At 48.4% G+C, this 20596-nt stretch carries 19 protein-coding genes; 13 read left to right on the forward strand and 6 right to left on the reverse strand.

Features of this window, described 5'->3' with window-relative positions:
• Positions 1 to 6: 6 nt before the first annotated feature.
• The 4 genes from GLV81_RS16820 to GLV81_RS16830 are packed head-to-tail and all read right to left on the reverse strand — an operon-like array spanning position 7 to position 6350.
• Positions 7 to 1914 carry a SusD/RagB family nutrient-binding outer membrane lipoprotein gene (locus GLV81_RS16820; RefSeq protein ID WP_157479906.1) on the reverse strand — a complete coding sequence of 636 codons (1908 nt, stop codon included), beginning with the start codon at positions 1912 to 1914 and terminating at the stop codon, positions 7 to 9.
• Positions 1915 to 1938: 24 nt separating this feature from the next.
• Positions 1939 to 4695, reverse strand: a complete 2757-nt coding sequence (locus GLV81_RS16825; RefSeq protein WP_197428681.1) for a SusC/RagA family TonB-linked outer membrane protein — start codon at positions 4693 to 4695, stop codon at positions 1939 to 1941.
• Positions 4655 to 5071, reverse strand: a complete 417-nt coding sequence (locus GLV81_RS19590; RefSeq protein ID WP_197428691.1) for a carboxypeptidase-like regulatory domain-containing protein — start codon at positions 5069 to 5071, stop codon at positions 4655 to 4657. Before GLV81_RS19590 ends, GLV81_RS16825 begins: the two co-directional genes overlap by 41 nt.
• Positions 5072 to 5108: 37 nt before the next feature.
• A complete protein-coding gene (locus GLV81_RS16830) occupies positions 5109 to 6350 on the reverse strand; it encodes an ROK family protein (protein ID WP_157479907.1) in 1242 nt (413 codons plus the stop codon).
• A gap of 381 nt (positions 6351 to 6731) precedes the next feature.
• Between GLV81_RS16830 and GLV81_RS21440 the strand changes: the two genes are divergently transcribed.
• From GLV81_RS21440 to GLV81_RS16875, 10 genes are all read left to right on the forward strand, one after another.
• Positions 6732 to 7100 (forward strand): rod shape-determining protein, encoded by a 369-nt coding sequence (locus tag GLV81_RS21440; protein WP_281350723.1) that lies wholly within the window; start codon positions 6732 to 6734, stop codon positions 7098 to 7100.
• On the forward strand, positions 7045 to 7758 hold the full coding sequence (locus GLV81_RS16835) for a rod shape-determining protein (protein WP_281350724.1): 714 nt from the start codon (positions 7045 to 7047) through the stop codon (positions 7756 to 7758). Before GLV81_RS21440 ends, GLV81_RS16835 begins: the two co-directional genes overlap by 56 nt.
• A gap of 90 nt (positions 7759 to 7848) precedes the next feature.
• Positions 7849 to 8706 (forward strand): rod shape-determining protein MreC, encoded by an 858-nt coding sequence (gene mreC, locus GLV81_RS16840; RefSeq protein ID WP_157479908.1) that lies wholly within the window; start codon positions 7849 to 7851, stop codon positions 8704 to 8706.
• A gap of 20 nt (positions 8707 to 8726) precedes the next feature.
• Positions 8727 to 9257: a rod shape-determining protein MreD gene (locus GLV81_RS16845; protein ID WP_157479909.1), complete on the forward strand. Its 531-nt coding sequence runs from the start codon at positions 8727 to 8729 to the stop codon at positions 9255 to 9257.
• A gap of 36 nt (positions 9258 to 9293) precedes the next feature.
• Complete coding sequence (locus tag GLV81_RS16850) at positions 9294 to 9884, forward strand: Crp/Fnr family transcriptional regulator (protein ID WP_157479910.1); 591 nt, start codon at positions 9294 to 9296, stop codon at positions 9882 to 9884.
• 72 nt (positions 9885 to 9956) lie between these two features.
• Positions 9957 to 10262 (forward strand): hypothetical protein, encoded by a 306-nt coding sequence (locus tag GLV81_RS16855; RefSeq protein ID WP_157479911.1) that lies wholly within the window; start codon positions 9957 to 9959, stop codon positions 10260 to 10262.
• Complete coding sequence (locus GLV81_RS16860) at positions 10259 to 10525, forward strand: DinB family protein (protein WP_157479912.1); 267 nt, start codon at positions 10259 to 10261, stop codon at positions 10523 to 10525. The genes GLV81_RS16855 and GLV81_RS16860 overlap by 4 nt, the downstream gene beginning before the upstream one ends.
• Positions 10526 to 10653: 128 nt before the next feature.
• Positions 10654 to 12756, forward strand: a complete 2103-nt coding sequence (mrdA, locus tag GLV81_RS16865; protein WP_157479913.1) for a penicillin-binding protein 2 — start codon at positions 10654 to 10656, stop codon at positions 12754 to 12756.
• Positions 12757 to 12767: 11 nt separating this feature from the next.
• On the forward strand, positions 12768 to 14129 hold the full coding sequence (gene rodA / locus GLV81_RS16870; RefSeq protein WP_157479914.1) for a rod shape-determining protein RodA: 1362 nt from the start codon (positions 12768 to 12770) through the stop codon (positions 14127 to 14129).
• A 75-nt stretch (positions 14130 to 14204) separates the two neighbouring features.
• Positions 14205 to 14948 (forward strand): MBL fold metallo-hydrolase, encoded by a 744-nt coding sequence (locus tag GLV81_RS16875; RefSeq protein ID WP_157479915.1) that lies wholly within the window; start codon positions 14205 to 14207, stop codon positions 14946 to 14948.
• 8 nt (positions 14949 to 14956) lie between these two features.
• Here GLV81_RS16875 and GLV81_RS16880 read toward each other — a convergent pair whose 3' ends face one another.
• Positions 14957 to 15136 (reverse strand): hypothetical protein, encoded by a 180-nt coding sequence (locus tag GLV81_RS16880; protein WP_157479916.1) that lies wholly within the window; start codon positions 15134 to 15136, stop codon positions 14957 to 14959.
• A gap of 124 nt (positions 15137 to 15260) precedes the next feature.
• On the opposite strand from GLV81_RS16880, the gene GLV81_RS16885 reads away from it, so the two are divergent.
• On the forward strand, positions 15261 to 16469 hold the full coding sequence (locus tag GLV81_RS16885) for a carbamoyl phosphate synthase preATP-grasp domain-containing protein (protein WP_157479917.1): 1209 nt from the start codon (positions 15261 to 15263) through the stop codon (positions 16467 to 16469).
• A gap of 92 nt (positions 16470 to 16561) precedes the next feature.
• Positions 16562 to 17836 carry a hypothetical protein gene (locus GLV81_RS16890; protein WP_157479918.1) on the forward strand — a complete coding sequence of 425 codons (1275 nt, stop codon included), beginning with the start codon at positions 16562 to 16564 and terminating at the stop codon, positions 17834 to 17836.
• A gap of 37 nt (positions 17837 to 17873) precedes the next feature.
• Here GLV81_RS16890 and GLV81_RS16895 read toward each other — a convergent pair whose 3' ends face one another.
• Positions 17874 to 18353, reverse strand: a complete 480-nt coding sequence (locus GLV81_RS16895) for a SixA phosphatase family protein (protein WP_157479919.1) — start codon at positions 18351 to 18353, stop codon at positions 17874 to 17876.
• A 114-nt stretch (positions 18354 to 18467) separates the two neighbouring features.
• Here GLV81_RS16895 and GLV81_RS16900 point away from each other — a divergent pair, with 114 nt between their 5' ends.
• Positions 18468 to 20567 carry a ComEC/Rec2 family competence protein gene (locus tag GLV81_RS16900; RefSeq protein ID WP_157479920.1) on the forward strand — a complete coding sequence of 700 codons (2100 nt, stop codon included), beginning with the start codon at positions 18468 to 18470 and terminating at the stop codon, positions 20565 to 20567.
• Positions 20568 to 20596 lie beyond the last annotated feature (29 nt).

Here is a 20596-nt window from a genome sequence, read left to right on the forward strand (position 1 = left end):
ACAGTGTTATTTCTTAGCCCACCACAATGAAGTAAACACATCGTCGGCGCCGCCCAGGTACTGCAGTGCCTGCGTGTAACCATTGGCGTTGCTGTTCTTCAATCCTGAAGGATAGATGAGACGTTGTGGGAAGAACTTCACATTGCTCGTCATGTAGTTGCTACTATTGAGGGCAGGCATGGTTACCAGCGGGTTCTCAATACATGGGTTTTCGATGAAAGGCAAGCCCAAACGACGATGATCGTTCCATGCTTCCAATGGCAACCATGGTGTTTGTGCAATAAACTTCTGTGTAATGATTTTGGTAATGCGGTCATTTCTTACCGTACCATTCTTATACAGGTTGTTGGTAGGATAAGCAATAGTGGTGGTACCAGCAGTGTTGGTATAACCATCTACATAACTCATCGTACGTGATGCGCCTGGCTCAGTAATGTGGTCATAGTTTACAGAAGTACCCAGTGCATTGTAATCGTTTGATGCGAGATAAGCTGCCAGGTGATTGCTTACACCCCAATAGGCAAAGCTTGAAGCAATACCTGCTTCGTAGGCCACTTTAGCACTCATAGGTACGGTCCAGCCACGTTCGGCAGCTTCGGCCAGCAGGAAGTAGGTTTCCCAAGGCGCAAAGAATACACGCTTGCTGGTGCTGTTGCGGAACTGCAATGCCAAACGAGGATATGAACCTGCCCAACCTCTCACTTGGTTGCGAGAGCCGATAGCACCCCAGTCGCCAGCATTGTAAGAGTTCCAAGTGTATGTAGCGTCGATTTCGATGTCTGCCGCATTTGAAGGAGACGCCGATAAGTTACGCTTGGTAGTTTTCGATGAGTTGTCCCAAGAAGGATACGCACAGAAAGCAGGGTTGTCGAAATCGCCGGGGATGATGAATGCCTTGTAAGCACGGGGATCTATGCTGTTGGGCAAACCATCGTACCAAAATCCTGCACGGGGGTTGTTTGTTTTCAGCGACAAGTGCTGATCATACTTTTTACCTACGTAATCAGCAGGCTTAATAGATGCTTGCATGGCAGCATCCAACTGATCGGCAGATTTTACACCACCCAAACCAAACATGATGTTGTCGAGAGCAACAGGCAGCATTTGGGCATTCCACTCACGGCTCATTACACCGGTAAGGGCATCCCAACCTGGCTTTTCCTGTACCTGAAACATCTGTGATGCATCGGTGATGAGGATACCAGCTGCTGCTGCTTCAAACTCTGCTTTTGCTTTGGCAGCATCTACTTCGCTGAGGCGCATGGCCAAACGCAAACGCATTGAGTTGGCATAACGCTTCCAGTAGTTGTAGTTGTAACCGTACGCAGGATCTTGTTTACTCAAATTAGATGGGTTAGATACATTGAGATCCAATTTTTCGCTGGCATCTTTCAGTTCGCTCAGCAAAAAGTAGTACACGGTTTTTACATCCGCAAAATCAGGGTTTACGCCTTGGAAACCGTTGATAGGAATAGGACCGAAGTTGTCGCTGAGTTCACTCATCAGGTAAGCTCGCCAAATGCGGGCAACTTGCTTCAGGTTGTTGGTGTAAGGCTTCACAGTACCCGCAGCAATTTTTTCATCGGCAATCTGAATACCGGTATTGATGGAGTTCAGCCAACCTGAAATGTAGCTGTAGTAATCACTGGTCCAGCCATCGTTGGCAGAACCTGAAGACAGGCCGCCTGACGCTTGCTGGTGACCGGCCGTTTTCCAATACAGCACAAATACACGTTCGGCAATGTGCGGATCCATTTGCGCACCAATCATGGAGTTGTTGATGAAATATTCCACCTGCACCTGATCAGCATTGGCTGCTTGCGGGTCGATGTTGATGTCATCAAATTTTTTGCAGGAGGCAAACACCGCAATGGTAGCCGCTAACAATCCTGCTTTATATAATGGTCTTTTCATGTCTTATTCTGTTTTGAGAAGCGGTTAGAAACTGAGGCTAAGATTGATTAAGAAAGTGCGATTGGTGGGGGGACTGGCGTTTTCAAAACCAGTTGCATTGGTACCCGTTGCAAACACAGATTCTGGGTCGAGGCCATTCATGTGACTCTTGATTAACCATACGTTGTTGCAAGACACACCCACTTTAGCCCGCTGAATAAAGTTCTTGCCCAGGAATGACTTAGGAATGTCATAACTCAGCTGAACGTTACGCAAACGAATGTTAGAGGCATCATAGAGGTTGGCTTCAGAAATACCGAGGTTGCCGGTTTGAGAAATAGCCTGCCAGTAAAGTTGAGGAGTGGTAGACACAGTGTTGGCTTTGTAACCACCGCTGCCGTCTGGTACTACACCTGCTACTACAAAGTCCTTCCGGTCGCCATCTTTCACCGTTACACTGCTAGAGCCATTGCCCTGCAGGTATACATGTGTAGCAGAGAAAATCTGGCCGCCGAAACGTGCATCCACCAGGAAGGCAAAAGTCAATCCTTTATAACCAAAAGTATTGGTAATACCCATGAGGCCTGTAGCTTGTTGGTTACCCAAACGAACGTTTTGAGCACCACGCTGAGGCAAACCGGTACTGCTCAAAATGAGCTGACCATATTGTGCACTACCCTTGTCTTCTACACGCAAGAATTTGCTGCCGTAGATTTCACCATACAATGCATCCTTCACAGCCAGGATACCTACGTCGTCATAACCGCCCAAGCGATATTGAGTTACACTACCAGCACTGTAAATGTCCTTCACGAGGTTGCGGTTGCGAGAAAAGTTAGCACTGATATTCCAGTTAAAGCCACGCTTGTTTTGAATCAACTGACCATCCACCATAATTTCAAAACCTTTGTTCTGAATATCACCGGCATTGATTTTACGTGCACTGTAACCACTGGTGGGGTCCATAGGCAGGTCGATCAACTGGTTGGTAGCATTTGATTTGTAGAAGGTGAAATCGACACCAATGCGGTTGTTGACAAAGCGCAATTCTGCACCTGCTTCAACAGATTTAATCAACTCGTTTTTCACGTTGGCATCAAACAAAATGCCATTGCGGCTGGCAGTGGTGTTACCATTTGGGTCGCGACCAATACCGTACACATTGTACAACTGGTAAGGTCCCATATCATTACCCACGGCAGCATAAGAACCGCGAAGCTTACCATAGGTAAACCACTTCGGCAAGTCAACGCCCATTTTATCAAACATGTCTGTAACTACATAAGACAAGCTAACAGAAGGATAGAAGAATGAACGGTTGGCTTTGCTCAGGGTAGAAGACCAGTCATTTCTAAATGTGGCATCGAGGAATACATAACCATCCCAGTTTACACCGAACGTACCGTATACTGAATTGATGCGACGTTCGCTGTAGCTCTGCGAGAAACCAGGTGTACCCTTACTGTTGTTGATGCTAAACAAGTTGGGAACTTCCAACTCACCTGCATTACTACTAAGGCCAGAAGCTTTTTGCTTCATCAGGTTACCACCAACACTTACGTTACCACCCAGTTTGCCAAACAAATTGTTTTTGCGGGCACTGAGCATAGCGCTGTAGTTGGTTTCGTTGAAGGTAGACTTACCAAGGCTATAGCGGCCGGTTGTAGTGAGAGGACTACCTGAATAGGTCTTCGCATCACTATTGTTGGTGTACATATCAGAACCACCTTTCAGTTCTACATCCATCCAATCGGTAATGTTGTACTTCAAAGAAGCCGTCATAATGAAACGATCACGGATGTCGCTGTTCAAGTTGTTGCTCTTTGCCCAGTAGGGGTTAATCTGATTGCCGGTTGTGTTGTACCAAATCATGTTGCCAAACTGATCACTACCTGCTTTGAAGCGGGTAATATCTACAGTGTTGGGGAATGAATACAACATTGAAGAGGCGTTGTTCCAGTTGTTACCACCCATAGGACGGTTGCGGGCATCTGCCTGTGAATACTGCACTTTCGTATCCAATGTCCACTTGTCGTCGTTGCCAAATTTGCTAACGCTTCTACCGGTAATGTTGGTACGGGTAAGCTTTGCACCAGGAATCATACTGCGGTCTTCAAAACGGTTGAAAGAAGTGTACACCGAAGTAGACTTGTATTGCTGCTGGAAAGACAGGTTGTGGTTTTGCGTAACACCCTGCTGATAGAAATTACCGAGGTTGTCGTAAGCACGGAGGTTTTCCTTTTCGCCTGCCCAGTTGGTCTCCTGCTGACCGGCAATTTTTGGTCCCCAGTTTGAAGAAGAAAGCGGCTGGAAGATACCATCAGAACCTTGCGCAAACTGCTTCTGCAACTTGGGGTTGGTAAAAATGCTTTCGAAGCCCAGTGTAGAAGAAAGCGTAATACCCAAACCGTTTTGCTTTTTACCAGTTTTAGTTGTAATCAGGATTACACCATTACCGGCACGGGTACCATACAAAGCCGCAGCGGATGGTCCTTTCAGTACAGAAATGCTTTCGATATCGTCGGCATTCAGGTCGGCCAAACCGTTACCCATGTCCAATGAAGGGTTCCAGTAATCATTGTTGCTGGCACCGGTAAAGTTGTCTACGGGTACCCCATCCACTACAATCAGTGGTTGGTTACTACCAGTCAACGAGTTGTTACCACGCAAAATAATTTTAGAAGAACCCGCAGGACCATTGCTGGAACGGATTACCTGCAAACCTGCAACCACACCACTCAAAGCGTTGGTAAGGTTGGGTTCACGGGCATCCAGCAGGGTAGAACCTTTTACTTGCTGCACGGCATAGCCCAGCGATTTTTTCTGACGCTTTACGCCAAGGGCTTGTTACCACTACTTCGCCCAATGCAGCATCGCTGCGCTGCAATACAACACTTACATTGCTTTGTGTTCCTACTTCTACTTCCTGTGTAGTAAAGCCAATGTAACTAATCACCAACACGGCATTGTTGCCCTCTACCGACACTGTAAACCGGCCGGTAGCATCGGTTACACCACCTACATTGGTGCCTTTAATTAAATACGTGGCCTGTGCAATGGCAGCGCCATCTGCATCTTTTACAGAACCGCTCACGGTTCGTTTCTGTTGTGCCAATGCAATAGCAGAGCACATCACTAACAGCAGGCTAAATAATAACGCCTGGGGTGTCATTCTCATAACTTTTCATTTTGGTTGTTCAGCAAATCGGGGTTAATTAAAGTGAGACTGCTTTTTTAGAAACAGCCTTGGTTGTTTTCAAAGGTTTTTTGGCACTTATTTTTTTCAATTTTTCATAATGATCCATCACCAAAGCAGCAGGCCCAATCAGCTGTGCTTCGTTGCCCAATGAGGACACCCGTATCTCCGTATTTTCAGCCAGCTTGGGTATGCTGTTTTCATTTATCGCTTGTTGTATGGGCGCCAGCCAGAGCTTGCCGGCAATGCTGCCTCTGCCGCTTAATACAACCAAGCCTGGGTTGAGCAAGTGTATGAGTATGGCCACACCACGTCCGATATTGTACGCTACTTCGCTCAGCAGTTCTACTGCAAACCTGTCGCCTTTGCCAGCAGCCATCAATACGGAAGTACAAGCAGCTTCTAAGTCATCCTTACTCAGCTTTTTGATGCTGGTAAGACTTCCATTGGCAATGCCTTGCAGTGCTTTGTTTACAATTACTTCCATCGAAGCTTCTGTTTCCAAACAGCCCATTTTGCCACAGCTGCACAACTTGTTGTTGGTGAACATAGGCATATGGCTAAACTCACCAGCAAAACCATTGTCACCACGAAACAATTTTCCATTCAATATCAAACCCAAACCCACGCCCCAACTCACGTTGATGACCATCACATTTTGATGACCTTTGGCTTCGCCAAAACGTTGCTCTGCCAGTGCAATCAAACTTGAATCATTATCAATAACCACTGGCAGGCCTGTAGCAGCTTGTAGTGTAGCTACAATACTTTGCTTTCCGGAGGGTAAAAATGAATGGTTGCGGCCTTCATGTACATCTACAAAACCCGGCATGCCAATTCCTATACCAGCTATCTTTTCCAGTGGCAAATTTGCCGACTGCACAAATGCCTGTAAGTGATGGGTTAGCTCTTGCAATGCATTGGGATTGTCTGCCAGATGAATGTCTACCCTTTGCTCGGGTACTACATGCTGGTTCGATGCATTTAAGATGGCCATGCGGGTCACATGTTGGTCCATGGCCACGGCTACCACATAAATCAAATCGGTACGCAGGCGAAACATTTGTGCCCGGCGGCCTCCGGTGCTTTGTGCAAAACCGGCTTCTACCACCAATCCTTCTTCTATCAGTTCATTAACCAGCTTGGTTACTAAGGGGAGACTTTTATCGAGCTGCACACACATATCTGCACAGGACATCTCTTTGTTGAAGTATAGAAACTTCTCAATAGAGCGTTTGTATTTCTCTTTCTTTTCAAGCATGGCAGGCAGTAATTCTCGCAATGAGAAAATAAAGATAGCCGCACTTTTTAATTTTTTACAAGAAGTGTTAAATAAATTTTATTAAGAATTTAAACATTCTACATTTAGCAGAAAAGCAGCTGACAGTGCCGGACAGTTTTGCCCACCGGGCATCAAAAAAAGAAAGCCGAAAGCCCAGCCTGCGGGTAAAAATGATGGTGAAAAGACCGAAGCCGAAACAAGCGTTAAAATCGGATGAACAAGTCCGTATAAAGACCGCTCATGTAATTCGGCACGGATATTGTCCACAAGCCCCACGCAGGTAATAGTCTACTTTGTTTAATCCGCATTATTCCTGCAATTTTGCCAACATTCTAAATATTTCGATTCCAGAGGTTCATCATGGGAATTTTCAACTTTTTTACGCAAGAAATCGCAATGGATTTGGGTACTGCCAATACCCTCATTATACACAACGATGAAGTGGTGGTAAACGAACCCAGCATCGTTGCCCTCAATAGAAACAACCCCAAAGAAGTGCTGGCTGTAGGCAAAAAAGCCTTGCTCATGCACGAAAAAACGCATGAAAGCATCCGCACGGTTCGTCCGCTGAAAGATGGTGTAATTGCCGACTTCAACGCTGCCGAGCTTATGATCCGGGAAATGATCGAAGAAAATCTATCCCAAAAAACCGTTGTTTCCGCCCAGCTGGCGCATGATGATTTGCATACCCAGCAGCATTACCGAAGTAGAAAAACGTGCCGTTCGTGACAGCGCTGAGCAAGCCGGTGCCAAAGAAGTGTACCTCATTCACGAACCCATGGCCGCTGCCTTAGGTATTGGTATTGATGTGGAAGAGCCCGTGGGCAACATGATCATCGATATTGGTGGCGGTACTACCGGCATCACGGTGATAGCCCTGGCAGGTATTGTATGCGACCAGAGCATTCGTATTGCCGGCGATGAATTTACCTACGACATTATGGAAGCCCTGCGCCGCTACCACAGCCTGCTGATTGGGGAGCGTACTGCCGAGCAAATTAAAATTCAGATTGGTGCTGCCATGAAAGACCTGGACAGCCCGCCCGATGATATTCCAGTAAACGGCCGCGACCTGGTAACAGGCATTCCCAAGCAGATTATGGTGAGCTATACCGAAATAGCCGAGGCGCTGGACAAGAGCATCTTTAAAATTGAAGAAGCCATTTTGAAAGCCCTGGAAACTACCCCGCCTGAGCTGGCTGCCGACATCTACCGCCGTGGCCTTTACCTTACCGGTGGTGGTGCCATGCTGCGTGGCCTCGACAAGCGCCTGAGCAACAAAATCAAACTGCCGGTGCATGTAGCCGAAGACCCGCTGAAGAGTGTGGTACGCGGTACCGGCCTTGCCCTCAAGCACTACGACAAGTATCCTTTTATCATGCGATAAATGCTACCGGATAAACATTCCAAATTCCAGTGATCTGTATGAGTATAGCGGTATTGGAATTTGGAATGTTGTATTTAGGCCCCACCCATCATGCGTAACTTTTTTCTACTTCTTCGTCGGCTACAGGTACTGCTGCTGTTTTTGCTGCTGCAGGCAGTGAGCATTACGCTGCTGGTGCGCTACAACAAAAGCCACCAGGCCAAATACATGGAGTGGTCGTACGATGTAACAGGTAGTATTAACAAACGCTACAGCGATGTAGCCGCTTACTTTAGCCTGGCCGATAACAACAAGCGGCTGGCCGAAGAAAACAACCGCCTGCGTAACCTGCTGGCCGAAAACTTTACCAGCATTGATACCAGCGCTACCCTGCGTTTTGATACAGCCATGATAGACTCCAGCCGGGTGATGCGCAAATACCTGTGGCGTAACGCAGCCGTCATCAACAACTCGGTGTCCAGCCAAAACAACTTCATCACCATCGAACGGGGCCGCTTGCAGGGCATAGCACCAGAAATGGCCGTGGTAAGTGCTGGTGGCATTGTAGGCGTGGTAACCGATGTAAGCGACAACATGGCCATTGTACGCAGCCTGCTGCACCGCAAAAGCATTACCAGTGTGATGCTGAAAAACAGCGGCACCACGGGCCTGCTGGAATGGGATGGCAAAAACCCGGGACTTTTGCAGCTGAAAGGCATTCCCAAAAGCACGGCACTCAAAGTAGGCGATACTGTGCTCACCAGCAATATATCGCTCAACTACCCTGCCGGCCTTATGGTAGGCACGATAGCCAAAGTAGAAAAGGAAACTGATGGCAACAACTACAAACTGCAGGTGAAGCCCGGCAATAATTTTTACAGCGTTGATTATGTAGATGTGATTGAAAATCTTTTTCTGAAAGAGCAGCGAGATATTGAGCAACGCATCAACAAACAACAGCAACAATAACACGCCGCAAGGCCCGCAACATGAGCGAACCGGTTAAACAAATCATCCGCTTTATTCTTTTAGTACTGGTGCAGGCACTGGTACTCAATCACATGCCCGCACTTCACCGGTTTGTAACACCATACCTTTATTTTCTGTTTCTCATTTGGCTGCCGTTTAATGTAAGCCGCCCGTGGATGCTGATTCTCGGTTTCATCACCGGCTTTGCTCTCGATTTATTTACCAAAACGCCCGGCCTGCATGCATCTGCCTGCTTATGGTTGGCGTATATGCGTACCCCTTTGCTCAAACTACTGCTACCCGGCGAAACCAAAGAACTCAAAACCGGCAGCAGCCCCAGCGTACGCAGCATGGGCCTTACTACGTACATTTTATTTGTGGTCATGCTCACTTTGTTTCATCATGTTTGGCTGGTAATGCTGGAATGGATGAGCTTTGGCACTTTCCTGTACTTTTTGGGCAAAGTGTTGTTTACCACACTGGCCAGCTTGTTGCTCATTTTGATTGCAGAGTTGCTGTTTAGGCCGATTAGAAAGCGGCGAAAAGACTAAGCGGAAAACTGTATTTTTCCTGTTCAACCCTTGGGAATGGATACCGCTTCGGCACTGGCTCAATTACACAATTTTACACAACGCATTGTACCCCTGCAACCGCAGGAGTGGGAAGCATTTTCCAGCATTTGGTCGCCCATGGAAGCTGGCCGCAAAACGCTGCTCACCAAGGCCGGCGATACCGAACGTTATCTCTATTTTGTTGTAGAAGGCCTTCAACGCATTTACTACAGCAAGCCCGACGGTAAAGAAGCTACCCTCGTGTTTTCTTATGCACCCTCTTTTGCAGGTGTTATTGATTCACTCCTGCTACAACAACCCTCCCGCTATTATATGGAAACGTTGACGCAAAGTCGTTTTTTACGTGCCCACGTGCAGCAGTGGCAGCAAATGGTAGCCACACACAGCGGCATTGCAGCCCTCAGCCACAAAGCTTTATTACTGGCCATGAGTGGCATTATGGAACGCATGACCGAGCTGCAATGCTTTACTGCCGAAGAAAAATTCAGGCACTTGCTGCAGCGCAGCCCGCATGTGTTGCAACTTATTCCGCACAAGTACCTGGCCAACTACCTCAGCATTGATGCCAGTACTTTCAGTAAACTTTTGGGAACGGTACGCATTTAAAAATCTTGGTGTAGACAAAGATTTTACTTACCGGCAAGGTGGAAGTTTGCCTTGTAAAACAATCCATCACACATGAACAACAGCACCTGGCTGCAGCCTTTGCAGCAACAAACCGAAACCATGTTGACACAAGCCATTGCTCAATGGCAGGTATTACCGCATTCGGTATTTGCCCAAGCGCCACAAGCCAACAGCTGGAGTGCCAACGAATGCCTGCAACACCTCAACAGCTATGGCGATTATTACTTGCCCGCTATTGAAAAGGCATTGCAGCAGCGCAGCACTCCTTCCACACACCCTTTCAAACCGGGCTGGCTGGGCGGTTGGTTTACCCGCATGATGCAAACCAACCCCACCGGCTTGCCGGCAAAAAAATGAAAGCACCCAAGCAACATGCTCCCATTGCGCTGCAACCTTCTTATGAAGTGATTGCCCGCTTCATTGATCAGCAGGAACATTTACTGCAGTTATTGCAGCAAGCCGAAAAAGCCAATCTCAGCCACATCAAAGTGCCCATTTCTATTGCCCCCATGATGAAGCTACAACTGGGCGATGTGCTGGCTTTTTTGGTGGCCCACAATCACCGGCATGTGCAGCAAGCCCAACGTGCATTGCAAGCAGCTGCTGTACTGCAAGCATAAATGAACGGGTGAAAACAATCAGCTCCTGGCCATCTTTGTCGGGTAGCAGAAAAATTTTTGTAAATCGTTTCTGCAAGTGCAGGCCGGTGGCTGCTACCTTCGTTGAAAGTTGTCAGGAGCACGTATACATGAATGATTTCCATTCGATCCGGAGCCGCATCATCCAGATCATTTTCGCCGCCGCTTTTCTCATGATTATTTTGCAGTTGTTCAACCTGCAAATCCTCAACGAGGACTACAAACTTATGGCCGATAACCAGGCCATTTACCGCAAAGTGGTGTACCCCAGCCGTGGGCTCATCATCGACCGGAAAAAGCATGTGATTCTCGACAATACTACCCTGTTTGATTTGGTGGTAATACCAGCCCAACTGCGGCAGGGTTGTGATACTGCAGCGCTGTGCAACATCCTGAAAATTTCTCAGGAAGAATTCAGCAAACGCATCATCAACAGCATTGTAAAAAACGGCCGCTACCAGCCCAGTGTGTTTGAAGGCCTGCTCGACGAAAAAACGCATGCCCAGATAGCAGAAAAACTGGCGCTGTTTCAACCCGCTTTCGATTTGGTGGAGCGGCCGGTGCGTAAATATCCATACGATGCAGCGGCTCACGTGTTTGGCTACCTCGCCGAAGTAGACCCCAAGTTTTTGGAGAAATATGGCAGCGAAGGGTACCGCCAGGGCGACTACGCCGGCATGACCGGACTGGAACGTACCTACGAAAAAGTGCTGATGGGCCAGCGGGGTATTCAGTACTGGAACAAAGACAACAAGAACCGGCCTACCCAACCCTACGAAGGCGGAAAGTATGATACAGCAGCCGTTGCCGGAAGCACCTTGTACTCATCGCTGGATATTGAACTCCAACAACTTGGCGAACAACTCATGCAAGGCAAAATTGGCAGCGTGGTAGCCATCGACCCCAAAACCGGTGGCATTCTGGCCATGGTAAGCGCCCCATCGTATAGCCCTACGTTGCTCACGGGCAACCAGCGCCGCAAGCATTTTTCTGAATTGTACACCGACCCAAGGTTGCCTTTGTACAACAGGGCCATCACGGGTGAATATTCTCCGGGCTCCACCTTCAAAACCTTGCAGGCACTCGTAGGCATGCAAGAAGGTGTGATTACACAGCACACCGGCTACCCTTGCCGTGGTGCGTATTTCGACTGCGGCACGGGCAAACCCAAATGCCACGGTGCCGGCCATTCGCCCGATCTGGAACATGCCATTGCCCAAAGTTGTAACCCCTATTTTGCTAATGTGTACCGCAAAATTTTGGACAACCCCCGCTACCCCAATGTAGACAGCTCATTGGCTGTATGGGACCGCTACATGTACAGCTTTGGCCTCGGCCATAAGCTGGGTGTAGACCTGCCTTCCGAAAGAGGTGGCTACATACCTACGCCTAAGCGTTATCAAAAAGTCTTTGGTCCCCGTTGGCACAGCTGCAATACCATTTCCAACTCCATTGGTCAGGGCGAAGTAAACAGTACTGTGCTGCAACTGACCAACGCCATTGCCATGATTGCCAACAAAGGCTGGTACTATACCCCGCATATGATTGATAGCATTGAAGGCGGCGACCAGTTTGGATTGCTGGAACCCTACCGGACAAAAAATCAACCGGTGCACATTCCCGACAGCATGTTTGAAGCCGTGCATGCAGGTATGGAAGCCGTGATGAAACCCGGCGGTACCGGCTGGCGATTGGCTGTACCCGGCATTAATATTTGTGGCAAAACCGGTACTGTAGAAAACTACTACAAAGGCAAAAAACAAAAGGACCACTCGTTTTTTGCAGCTTTCGCCCCCCGTGAAAATCCACAGATTGCCATTGCCTGTATTGTAGAAAACGGCGGCTTTGGTGCTACAGTGGCAGCCCCCATTGTGAGCCTGATGTTGGAAAAATACATCCACGATAGCATTAGCGACAAACGCAAAGAATGGATTGAACGCTACAGCAGCATGAAGATTACTCCTGCCCGTATTTTGGATGAAATGCGCAAACGGGATAGCATCAAGCTGGCTAAGGATGAAGAACGGGCCCGCCGCCAACTGCTCAACAGCATCAAAGAAGAAACGGGCATTGATAGCGAAGAAGAAACAGCCACCCCCGACCCAACTCCTGCCAAGCCCAAGGCTCCAACCAGCACCAAAGGCAAAACAGTGGGCTTGTTGGCACCCATAGACGAGCACCGCAAACGCAAAACATTTTCTCAGCAGGCCTAATATTTTCCAGCATGTCGCAACCAACCCGCATCATTTCTAAAGGCATCAACTGGTTATTGCCCGTGATGTACCTGCTGCTGGTATTCATTGGCCTCACCGCCATTTTTTCGGTGGAGTACCGCCCCGATGTAAACATTCTGCAAGCCATCACCGGATTGAAAACCAACTACAGCCGCCAGCTCTTGTTTCTGGTGATTTGTTTGGTATTGGGCATCCTTATTTTACTTACAGATAGCAAGTTTTTTACGGCCACCGCCAACCTCTCGTATGCATTGGGTATACTGCTACTACTGGCCACTTTTGTGGTGGGTAAAGAAGTAAACGGCTCCCACAGTTGGATACCCTTGGGCTTCATGAACCTGCAACCCGCAGAAACCTGTAAAATATTTGTGAGCCTTGCATTGGCAAAGTATCTCAGCCGCATGGAAACCGACTTTCGCCGCTGGCAAAGTCATGCCATTGCCATTGCACTGGCACTTACACCGGCCATGTTTTCCATTTTGCAAAATGAAACGGGCCTTGCATTGGTGTATTTCGCATTTTTCATTCCACTTTATCGCGAAGGCTTGCCTGCCGCTTATCTGGTGGTAGGTGTTTCTGCAGCGGTGTTGGTGGTGGCTTCTATTTTGATTGAGCCCAACACCTTGTTTTATATTCTGACCGGTTTGGTAGTGGTCTCTTTTTGGCTGCTGCGCCGCCGTATCCGCCGCAATAAATCGCTGTTGCTCATCATTGCCGGCGTGTACTTACTGAGTGTAGGCATTCAAAAATTTGCTGTGCCTTTCTTGTTCGAAAACATCATGCAGCCGTATCAGGTAGAACGCATCATGAGCATGTTTGGTAAAGACTACGTGCCCAAAGATCCCGCCAAACTGGAAGCACTGATGAAAGAAAAAGCCAAGCAGGGAAAGATTAATAAAGACGGTAAGAAAGAAGAAAACTACAACGTAAAGCAAAGCAAAATTGCCATTGGCAGCGGTGGCCTGGCCGGCAAAGGATTTTTAAAAGGCGCCGTAACGCAAGGCGAATTTGTGCCAGAACAACACACCGATTTTATTTTTACCGCCTTGGGCGAAAGCTTTGGCTTTTGGGGCTCCAGCCTCGTGGCCTTATTGTATTTCAGTTTGCTCATGATTATCATCAACATGGCCGAACGACAGCGCAGCACGTTTAGCCGGGTGTATGGCTACTGCGTAGCAGCGATATTGTTTTTTCATGTGGTGGTCAACATTTGCATGACCATTGGGCTGGCTCCGGTGATTGGCATTCCGCTTCCCCTCATCAGCCATGGCGGTTCCTCCCTCATGACCTTTACCATTCTCATCTTCATCTTCGTTCGCCTCGATGCCGACCGGCAGGTAGTGCTGCGATAAGAGCGAAGTAAGAAGTACGAGGGTAGAAGTACGAAGTAGGATTTTCCATCAACGACCAACCAGCAACCATCAACTATGGCTACAATTATTCCATTATCAGAAGGCTCATTCACCATTGGAAAGGACAAGATTTTTCATCCTTTCAACCACGCCGAAGATGACCTGCAACAACGGGCTACAGGCAGCTTACTGGTAGAAGTACAACCCTTTTGCATTGTAACGGAAAGAGATGTGCTGCTGATTGATACCGGCCTTGGTTTTAGCCAGCAGGGCGAGTTGCAAATACACCGCAACCTCAAAGCCAACGGCATACAACCGGCCGATGTAACCAAGGTATTGATGAGCCATTTACACAAAGACCATGCAGGCGGCGTAAGCTATAAAGACCGCTTGGGCAATGCACACCTGGCTTTTCCCAACGCTACGTATTTTGTACAGCGCCGCGAATACGATTTTGCGGAAGCCACTGGTTATCCTTCTTTTATTACTGATGAGTTTGAAGTGTTCGACCGGCACCCACGGGTGTTTTGGCTGCACGACGATGAGGGCAGCATCGACAATTACATTCACTACCAGGTAACGGGTGCACACAGCCCTTATCATCAGGTGTTTTGGATAGAAACCGCTGAAGGCCTCATTTTTTTTGGTGGAGATGATGCGCCGCAGCACAAGCAAATGCTGAGCCGCTTTGTGGCCAAGTACGACCACGATGGCAAAAAATGCATGGAGCTGCGCCAGCAATGGTGGGATAAAGGCAGCGCAGACGGATGGACCTTTTTATTCTATCATGATATCAGCCATCCGTATTTAAAACCCTGACAGTTTACTCAGGCCAGTTCACCAGCCAGCTCATCCAGTTGAGCCGCCATTTCCTGCAGCTCTGCTTCTGTCCAGTCGCTTTCCAGCTCTAAGGCATCGAGCATGGCTTTCAAGGCTTTTTGTGTGTCGTCGTCGCAGCTGAGTTGCTTCAGGTGTACCAGTCTTTCTTTCAAATCTTCGAGGCGCATAGTGCCGTGTATTTGCAGCAAAATTACCAGTGCCAGCCCCCGCAAACGATGACATGGCGCAGGTTCGGAAAATCTTCGCCGCCTGTTTTGGCAGGCAACCTTACTTTTGCGCAATTCTTCAACAATGAGCACAGTTACAGGCAGCACAGGTCTCTTGCACAACGAGAGCATCCCCAGCAACAGAAAAAAGATAATTGTATTAGGCAGCGGCCCCAACCGCATTGGTCAGGGCATTGAGTTCGATTACTGTTGCGTACATGGCCTCATGGCCATTAAAGAGAGTGGTTATGAAGCCATTATGGTGAACTGTAACCCCGAAACCGTTTCCACCGATTTCGATATTGCCGACAAACTGTACTTCGAGCCCGTGTTTTGGGAGCACCTCTGGGAAATTATTGAACTGGAACAACCCGAAGGCGTGATTGTACAGCTCGGTGGCCAAACCGCCCTCAAGCTGGCCAAAAAGCTGGTAGAAAAAGGCGTGAAAATCATCGGCACCAGCTTCGACAGCATGGACATAGCCGAAGACCGTGGCCGCTTCAGCGACCTGCTCCGCGACCTCGAAATTCCTTACCCCCAGTACGGCACCGCCTACGATGTAGACGAAGCCATTGAAGTAGCCAACCGGGTAGGCTACCCCGTATTGGTGCGCCCCAGCTACGTATTGGGTGGCCAACGGATGCGCATTGTGATCAACGACGACGAGGTAGAAAAAGCAGTCATCAGCCTGCTGAAACATATTCCCGGCAACAAAATCCTTATCGACCATTTCCTCGACCGCTGTCAGGAAGCAGAAGTAGATGCCATTTTCGATGGCGAAAACTTCCACGTGATGGGCGTCATGGAGCACATTGAGCCGGCCGGTATTCACAGCGGCGACAGCAATGCCGTGTTGCCAGCCTTCAACCTGACACCACTGGAAGTAACCACGCTGGAATACTACTCCGAAAAAATTGCCCGTGCACTGGATATCCGTGGCCTCATCAACATTCAGTTTGCTATTAAAGACGGCACTGTGTATGTGATTGAAGCCAACCCCCGTGCCAGCCGCACCACGCCGTTCATTGCCAAAGCGTATGGCATTCCGTACCTCAACATTGCCACCAAAGTAATGCTGGGCGAAAAGAAACTCACCGACTTTACGTTTGAGAAAAAGCTCGATGGTTTTGCCATCAAAGAACCTGTGTTCAGCTTCAATAAATTCCCGGGTGTAAACAAAGAGCTCGGCCCCGAAATGAAGAGCACCGGCGAAGCCATCCGTTTTGTAAAAGACCTGCGGGATCCTTATTTCCGCAAGCTGTACAAAGAGCGGAGCATGAATTTGAGTAAGTAGATATTTACGGCAAATAACCAAAAGCGTCATCCATCCCGATGACGCTTTTTTTCTGCGAAAAGAGTATCTTCCTGTTACCTTATCCCTACAGCATGAAACTACTCCTACTTTGCGTTTTTTTCCTTTTCAGCACCTGGTTGTCTGCCCAAAATGTTGGCCTTGGTACCACTACCCCCGAAGCCCGGCTGCATATCCGCAGCACCGGTTGGATAAAAGCCATTTTGGAAAATGATGCAGGACAACCACGAGGCTACATTGGTGCAGACAATAATGGCACCGTCACCTTTGCTGCCAATGCCTATTGGAATGGCAGCACCTGGGTGTACCCCAATGCCGGATCATCGTTTTACATGCTTATGCACCGGGTGAACAATCAGTTCGAATTTCGGGTACGCCCCGATGGCGGCAACCAAAGTACCGCCATGGTCATCAATCAAAATGGCAATGTGGGAATTGGTACAGGTAGCCCACAGCAAATGCTGAGTGTACAAAATGGGATAGCCATCGACCAAGGCAACAACAATACAGGAACCATAGAAAACGGCCTTCGTTTTGGCAGCTTGAGTGGCGAAGGAATTGGCAGTAAAAGAAATGCCGGCAGTGGCCAGTATGGGCTCGACTTTTATACGAATAGTGTGCAACGCATGACTATTGGGCAAAACGGTAACATTGGTATCAATAACCGGCTTCCTAAAAGTAGGGTTACCATTTACCACCCCGGCGAACTGGACATACCCCTGGATATTGATGACGGCCACGCAATAACCATATTCGATTCATCTTATTTCTCATTGGGTGAGCCCAGACTTTCTTTGAATATTGGCATCAACAGTCTCAGAGAATATGCATACATACGGGTGAGAAAAAATGCTACACTTGGTCCGGTACCCAGATTACTGCTCAACCCATTGGCAGAAGCTGCAGTTGTTGTTGGCGCAGGTGGCGATGGAACAGGGTATGCGCATGAAGCTACTACATACAAGTTTATTGTTGGTGCCAATGCACCTGCACTCTTCGATAATAAGGTAGACATATTTGGCAACCTAACCGTACAAAATGGCAAGGGCATCATCCGTAACACTACAGGTACTCAATTGAAACATGTGGTAAGTAGCGTAACTGTAAATCCGGGTACCATTGCGGGCAACAGTACATATAGTCAAAATGTATCCTGGAGCGAAAATTTTTCAGCCCCCCCTGTTGCTGCTTACATCGCTAACTTTACAAGTGGTGGAGGTTGGGCAGAACTGGTGTTAAGCATTGCCAACGTTACATCTGCTGGCTGTACATTATACATCTTCAATCCACGACTTTCTGCCAATACGCCCAATTTTATATTTAATGTCGTGGCTGTTGGTCCTCAGTAAAACGCAACATATTGTCACTCACTCCGCAGTCCATACTTCATGGCTTGCAGCGTTGGTTGCTTTCCTTTTTTACGGTAATGATGAAAAGATTGTCGTACTGATTGTCCGGAATGTTGCCTTCGAATGAAAGCGTTAGACCTACGGCACGAATCATTTGCGGCACGGTGTTGCTGTGACCGGTGATGAGCACATTGCCCTTGGGTTGTTTTACTAACGCTTGCAGCAAGCTATCTCCGTTGTTATAAGTTGTTATGTCTTTACCAAACTGCATGGCAGTAGGTGCTGCGGTTTGTTGTGTACGCTTGTAGTTGGTGCTGTACACCTGTGCAATCTTTTTATCCTTCAGGCTGTCCTTCAAGGCTTCTGCCCGTTCCAAACCAGCACCGCTCAGGGCCACATCTCCACTTGGTGACACTTTTTCTCCATGCCGTACAATGTAAATATGGCTGGTACTACCGCAGGCAGCCAGCAACAACACAAGACCACAAATACCCAACAAGGACACGAACTTCTGCATAGTCGATTGATTAAGGAATGAAAATAAACATTCTGCTGCATTCAACCGATTTGCGTATTTCTACGCTTGCATAACTCAAGTAGCGTTACTAAAATAGCTATACCTGTTTACCCCATGGCTGTAGCTGCATTCAGAAAATATTTCATTCCCGTTTGGCGGTCGGCACCACTGCTGCGCATTTGCCTGCCACTCATTGGCGGTATTATCTTGGGCAATGCCCTGCTCAGTATTCAATACCATTGGCAATACAGTTTACCCGTTTTTATTGTCATTAGTTTGCTCATGAGCCTGCTGCTGTACAAGCGTCCTTTGGCAGCCTCTGCGGGTTTGCTGCTTTGCCTGCTAGCCATCGGTGCCATGATGGTACAACTGCATGCCATTTGGCAGCAGCCCGCTTTTGCAGGCCATCATTATACCACAGGCCAAACGGTAGTAGCCACACTAGCAGAGCCTGCCGTACCCAAAGAAAAATCGGTAAAAGCCAATGCCCACATTTCACTGTTACTACCCAATGGAAAATTGCAGCAAGTGAAAGGAGAAGTGCTGCTGTACCTCGCCAAAGACAGCATTGCTTCGCAGCTGCAATATGGCCAGCAAATTGTTTTCAACCGGCCCTTGCAGCCCATTAAAAATGCAGGCAATCCCGGTGGGTTCAACTATCAAACCTATGCTGCCCGGCAAGGCGTTTTTTACCAGGTTTTTCTAAAGGCCGATCAATACAACATTTTACCGGGCAACAAAGGCAACGCTTTCCAATCATCACTTTTTTCCATGCGCCAATGGGTGCTGCAATCTATAGTCCGTTACATTCCTAATCCCATTGAAAATGGCGTAGCACAAGCCTTGCTCATTGGCTATCGTGGCGACCTCGACAAAACCCTGGTGGAGCAATATGCCAACACGGGTGTGGTACACATCATTGCCATCAGCGGCATGCACCTCGGCATGATTTATACACTGCTGTTGTATTTGCTAAGGCCGCTTGGGCAAACACAACGAATGCGATTCCTCCGCTTACTGCTCACCCTTGGCAGCATGTGGTTGTTTACTTTACTTACCGGGGCTGCACCCTCCATTACCAGGGCCGCCGTTATGTTTAGCATGGTGGCACTCGGCGACTTTTGGCAGCGGGGTTCTAACTCCATCAACATGCTGAGTGCCGCCGCTATCGCCCTGCTTCTCTACGACCCGTTTGCTTTGTGGAATGTCGGTTTTCAACTCAGCTTTGCCGCCGTGCTCAGCATCGCCATTTTTTACAAACCCATTTTGGCATGCTACAACCCCGGCAACAAAATACTCCTGCACATTTGGCAAATGATGGCCGTAACCATTGCGGCACAAATCCTCACCCTGCCACTCGGCATTTATCATTTCCATCAGTTTCCGGTCTACTTCTTACTCGCCAATTTGGTGGCCGTGCCGTTGAGTGGTGCGGTGTTGTATGCACTGCTCGTACTGTTGGCGCTAAGTTGGTGGCCTTTGGCTGCTGGCTTTGTAGGGCAACTGGCCGGCTGGGGTATTGCAGGTTTAAATGCCTGCATCATTTGGGTGAGCCAATTGCCTTTTACCACCATTCAGCAAGTGCAAATATCCATACCCATGGCGGTGTTGCTTTGCTGCATTATTGCGGGCATTGGTACCTGGTGGCTGCTCAAAAGCAGTAAGGGCTTGCTGGCCGCTGCCACTTCGCTGGCGTTGTACATGCTTTTACTAGCTGCACAAAAATGGCAAACCGCCACCCAACAGCAACTCATCATTTACAACATACCGCAGTACAGCGGCATCGATATTGTGCAAGGCAACCGCTCCATTTTCGTTGGCGACACTGCCCTAACCCAACCGGGTTTTCTGCAAAACTTTCACCTCTTGCCCACCCGCATTCGCTACCAGTTTCAACCGTGGCAATACCGCCTGCTGACCGATAGCAGCAATATGTCGTTTGTGGCCAATGGCCTGCGCATCAGCATATTGCGGCAGCAGCTCAATTACAAGCAATCGGCCATTCATGAAACAGACTTGCTCATTGTGAGTGGCAATGTACCCGGCAATCCGGCCAAAATTTTGCCGCATATCCGCTGCCGGCAAATTGTGCTCGATGGCAGCAACAGTACCTACCGCATTGCCCGGTGGAAAAGCGCAGCCGATAGCCTACATTTGCGCCTCCATAGCGTGGCCATCAATGGGGCTTTTGTTGTGGAGCAGGCCCGCTTGTAGCACCTGCATCAACTTATCACAGCGCAATC

It is taken from the genome of Phnomibacter ginsenosidimutans, assembly GCF_009740285.1.
In the GTDB taxonomy this organism is placed as follows: domain Bacteria; phylum Bacteroidota; class Bacteroidia; order Chitinophagales; family Chitinophagaceae; genus Phnomibacter; species Phnomibacter ginsenosidimutans.

Excerpts from the sequence above, each read along its gene's own strand:
- GLV81_RS16820 (WP_157479906.1), bottom strand. The coding sequence starts at position 1,914 with ATGAAAAGACCATTATATAAAGCAGGATTGTTAGCGGCTACCATTGCG.
- GLV81_RS19590 (WP_197428691.1), bottom strand. The coding sequence starts at position 5,071 with ATGAGAATGACACCCCAGGCGTTATTATTTAGCCTGCTGTTAGTGATG.
- GLV81_RS16830 (WP_157479907.1), bottom strand. The coding sequence starts at position 6,350 with ATGCTTGAAAAGAAAGAGAAATACAAACGCTCTATTGAGAAGTTTCTA.
- GLV81_RS21440 (WP_281350723.1), top strand. The coding sequence starts at position 6,732 with ATGGGAATTTTCAACTTTTTTACGCAAGAAATCGCAATGGATTTGGGT.
- GLV81_RS16835 (WP_281350724.1), top strand. The coding sequence starts at position 7,045 with ATGATGATTTGCATACCCAGCAGCATTACCGAAGTAGAAAAACGTGCC.
- mreC (WP_157479908.1), top strand. The coding sequence starts at position 7,849 with ATGCGTAACTTTTTTCTACTTCTTCGTCGGCTACAGGTACTGCTGCTG.
- GLV81_RS16845 (WP_157479909.1), top strand. The coding sequence starts at position 8,727 with ATGAGCGAACCGGTTAAACAAATCATCCGCTTTATTCTTTTAGTACTG.
- GLV81_RS16850 (WP_157479910.1), top strand. The coding sequence starts at position 9,294 with ATGGATACCGCTTCGGCACTGGCTCAATTACACAATTTTACACAACGC.
- GLV81_RS16855 (WP_157479911.1), top strand. The coding sequence starts at position 9,957 with ATGAACAACAGCACCTGGCTGCAGCCTTTGCAGCAACAAACCGAAACC.
- GLV81_RS16860 (WP_157479912.1), top strand. The coding sequence starts at position 10,259 with ATGAAAGCACCCAAGCAACATGCTCCCATTGCGCTGCAACCTTCTTAT.
- mrdA (WP_157479913.1), top strand. The coding sequence starts at position 10,654 with ATGAATGATTTCCATTCGATCCGGAGCCGCATCATCCAGATCATTTTC.
- rodA (WP_157479914.1), top strand. The coding sequence starts at position 12,768 with ATGTCGCAACCAACCCGCATCATTTCTAAAGGCATCAACTGGTTATTG.
- GLV81_RS16875 (WP_157479915.1), top strand. The coding sequence starts at position 14,205 with ATGGCTACAATTATTCCATTATCAGAAGGCTCATTCACCATTGGAAAG.
- GLV81_RS16880 (WP_157479916.1), bottom strand. The coding sequence starts at position 15,136 with ATGCGCCTCGAAGATTTGAAAGAAAGACTGGTACACCTGAAGCAACTC.
- GLV81_RS16885 (WP_157479917.1), top strand. The coding sequence starts at position 15,261 with ATGAGCACAGTTACAGGCAGCACAGGTCTCTTGCACAACGAGAGCATC.
- GLV81_RS16890 (WP_157479918.1), top strand. The coding sequence starts at position 16,562 with ATGAAACTACTCCTACTTTGCGTTTTTTTCCTTTTCAGCACCTGGTTG.
- GLV81_RS16895 (WP_157479919.1), bottom strand. The coding sequence starts at position 18,353 with ATGCAGAAGTTCGTGTCCTTGTTGGGTATTTGTGGTCTTGTGTTGTTG.
- GLV81_RS16900 (WP_157479920.1), top strand. The coding sequence starts at position 18,468 with ATGGCTGTAGCTGCATTCAGAAAATATTTCATTCCCGTTTGGCGGTCG.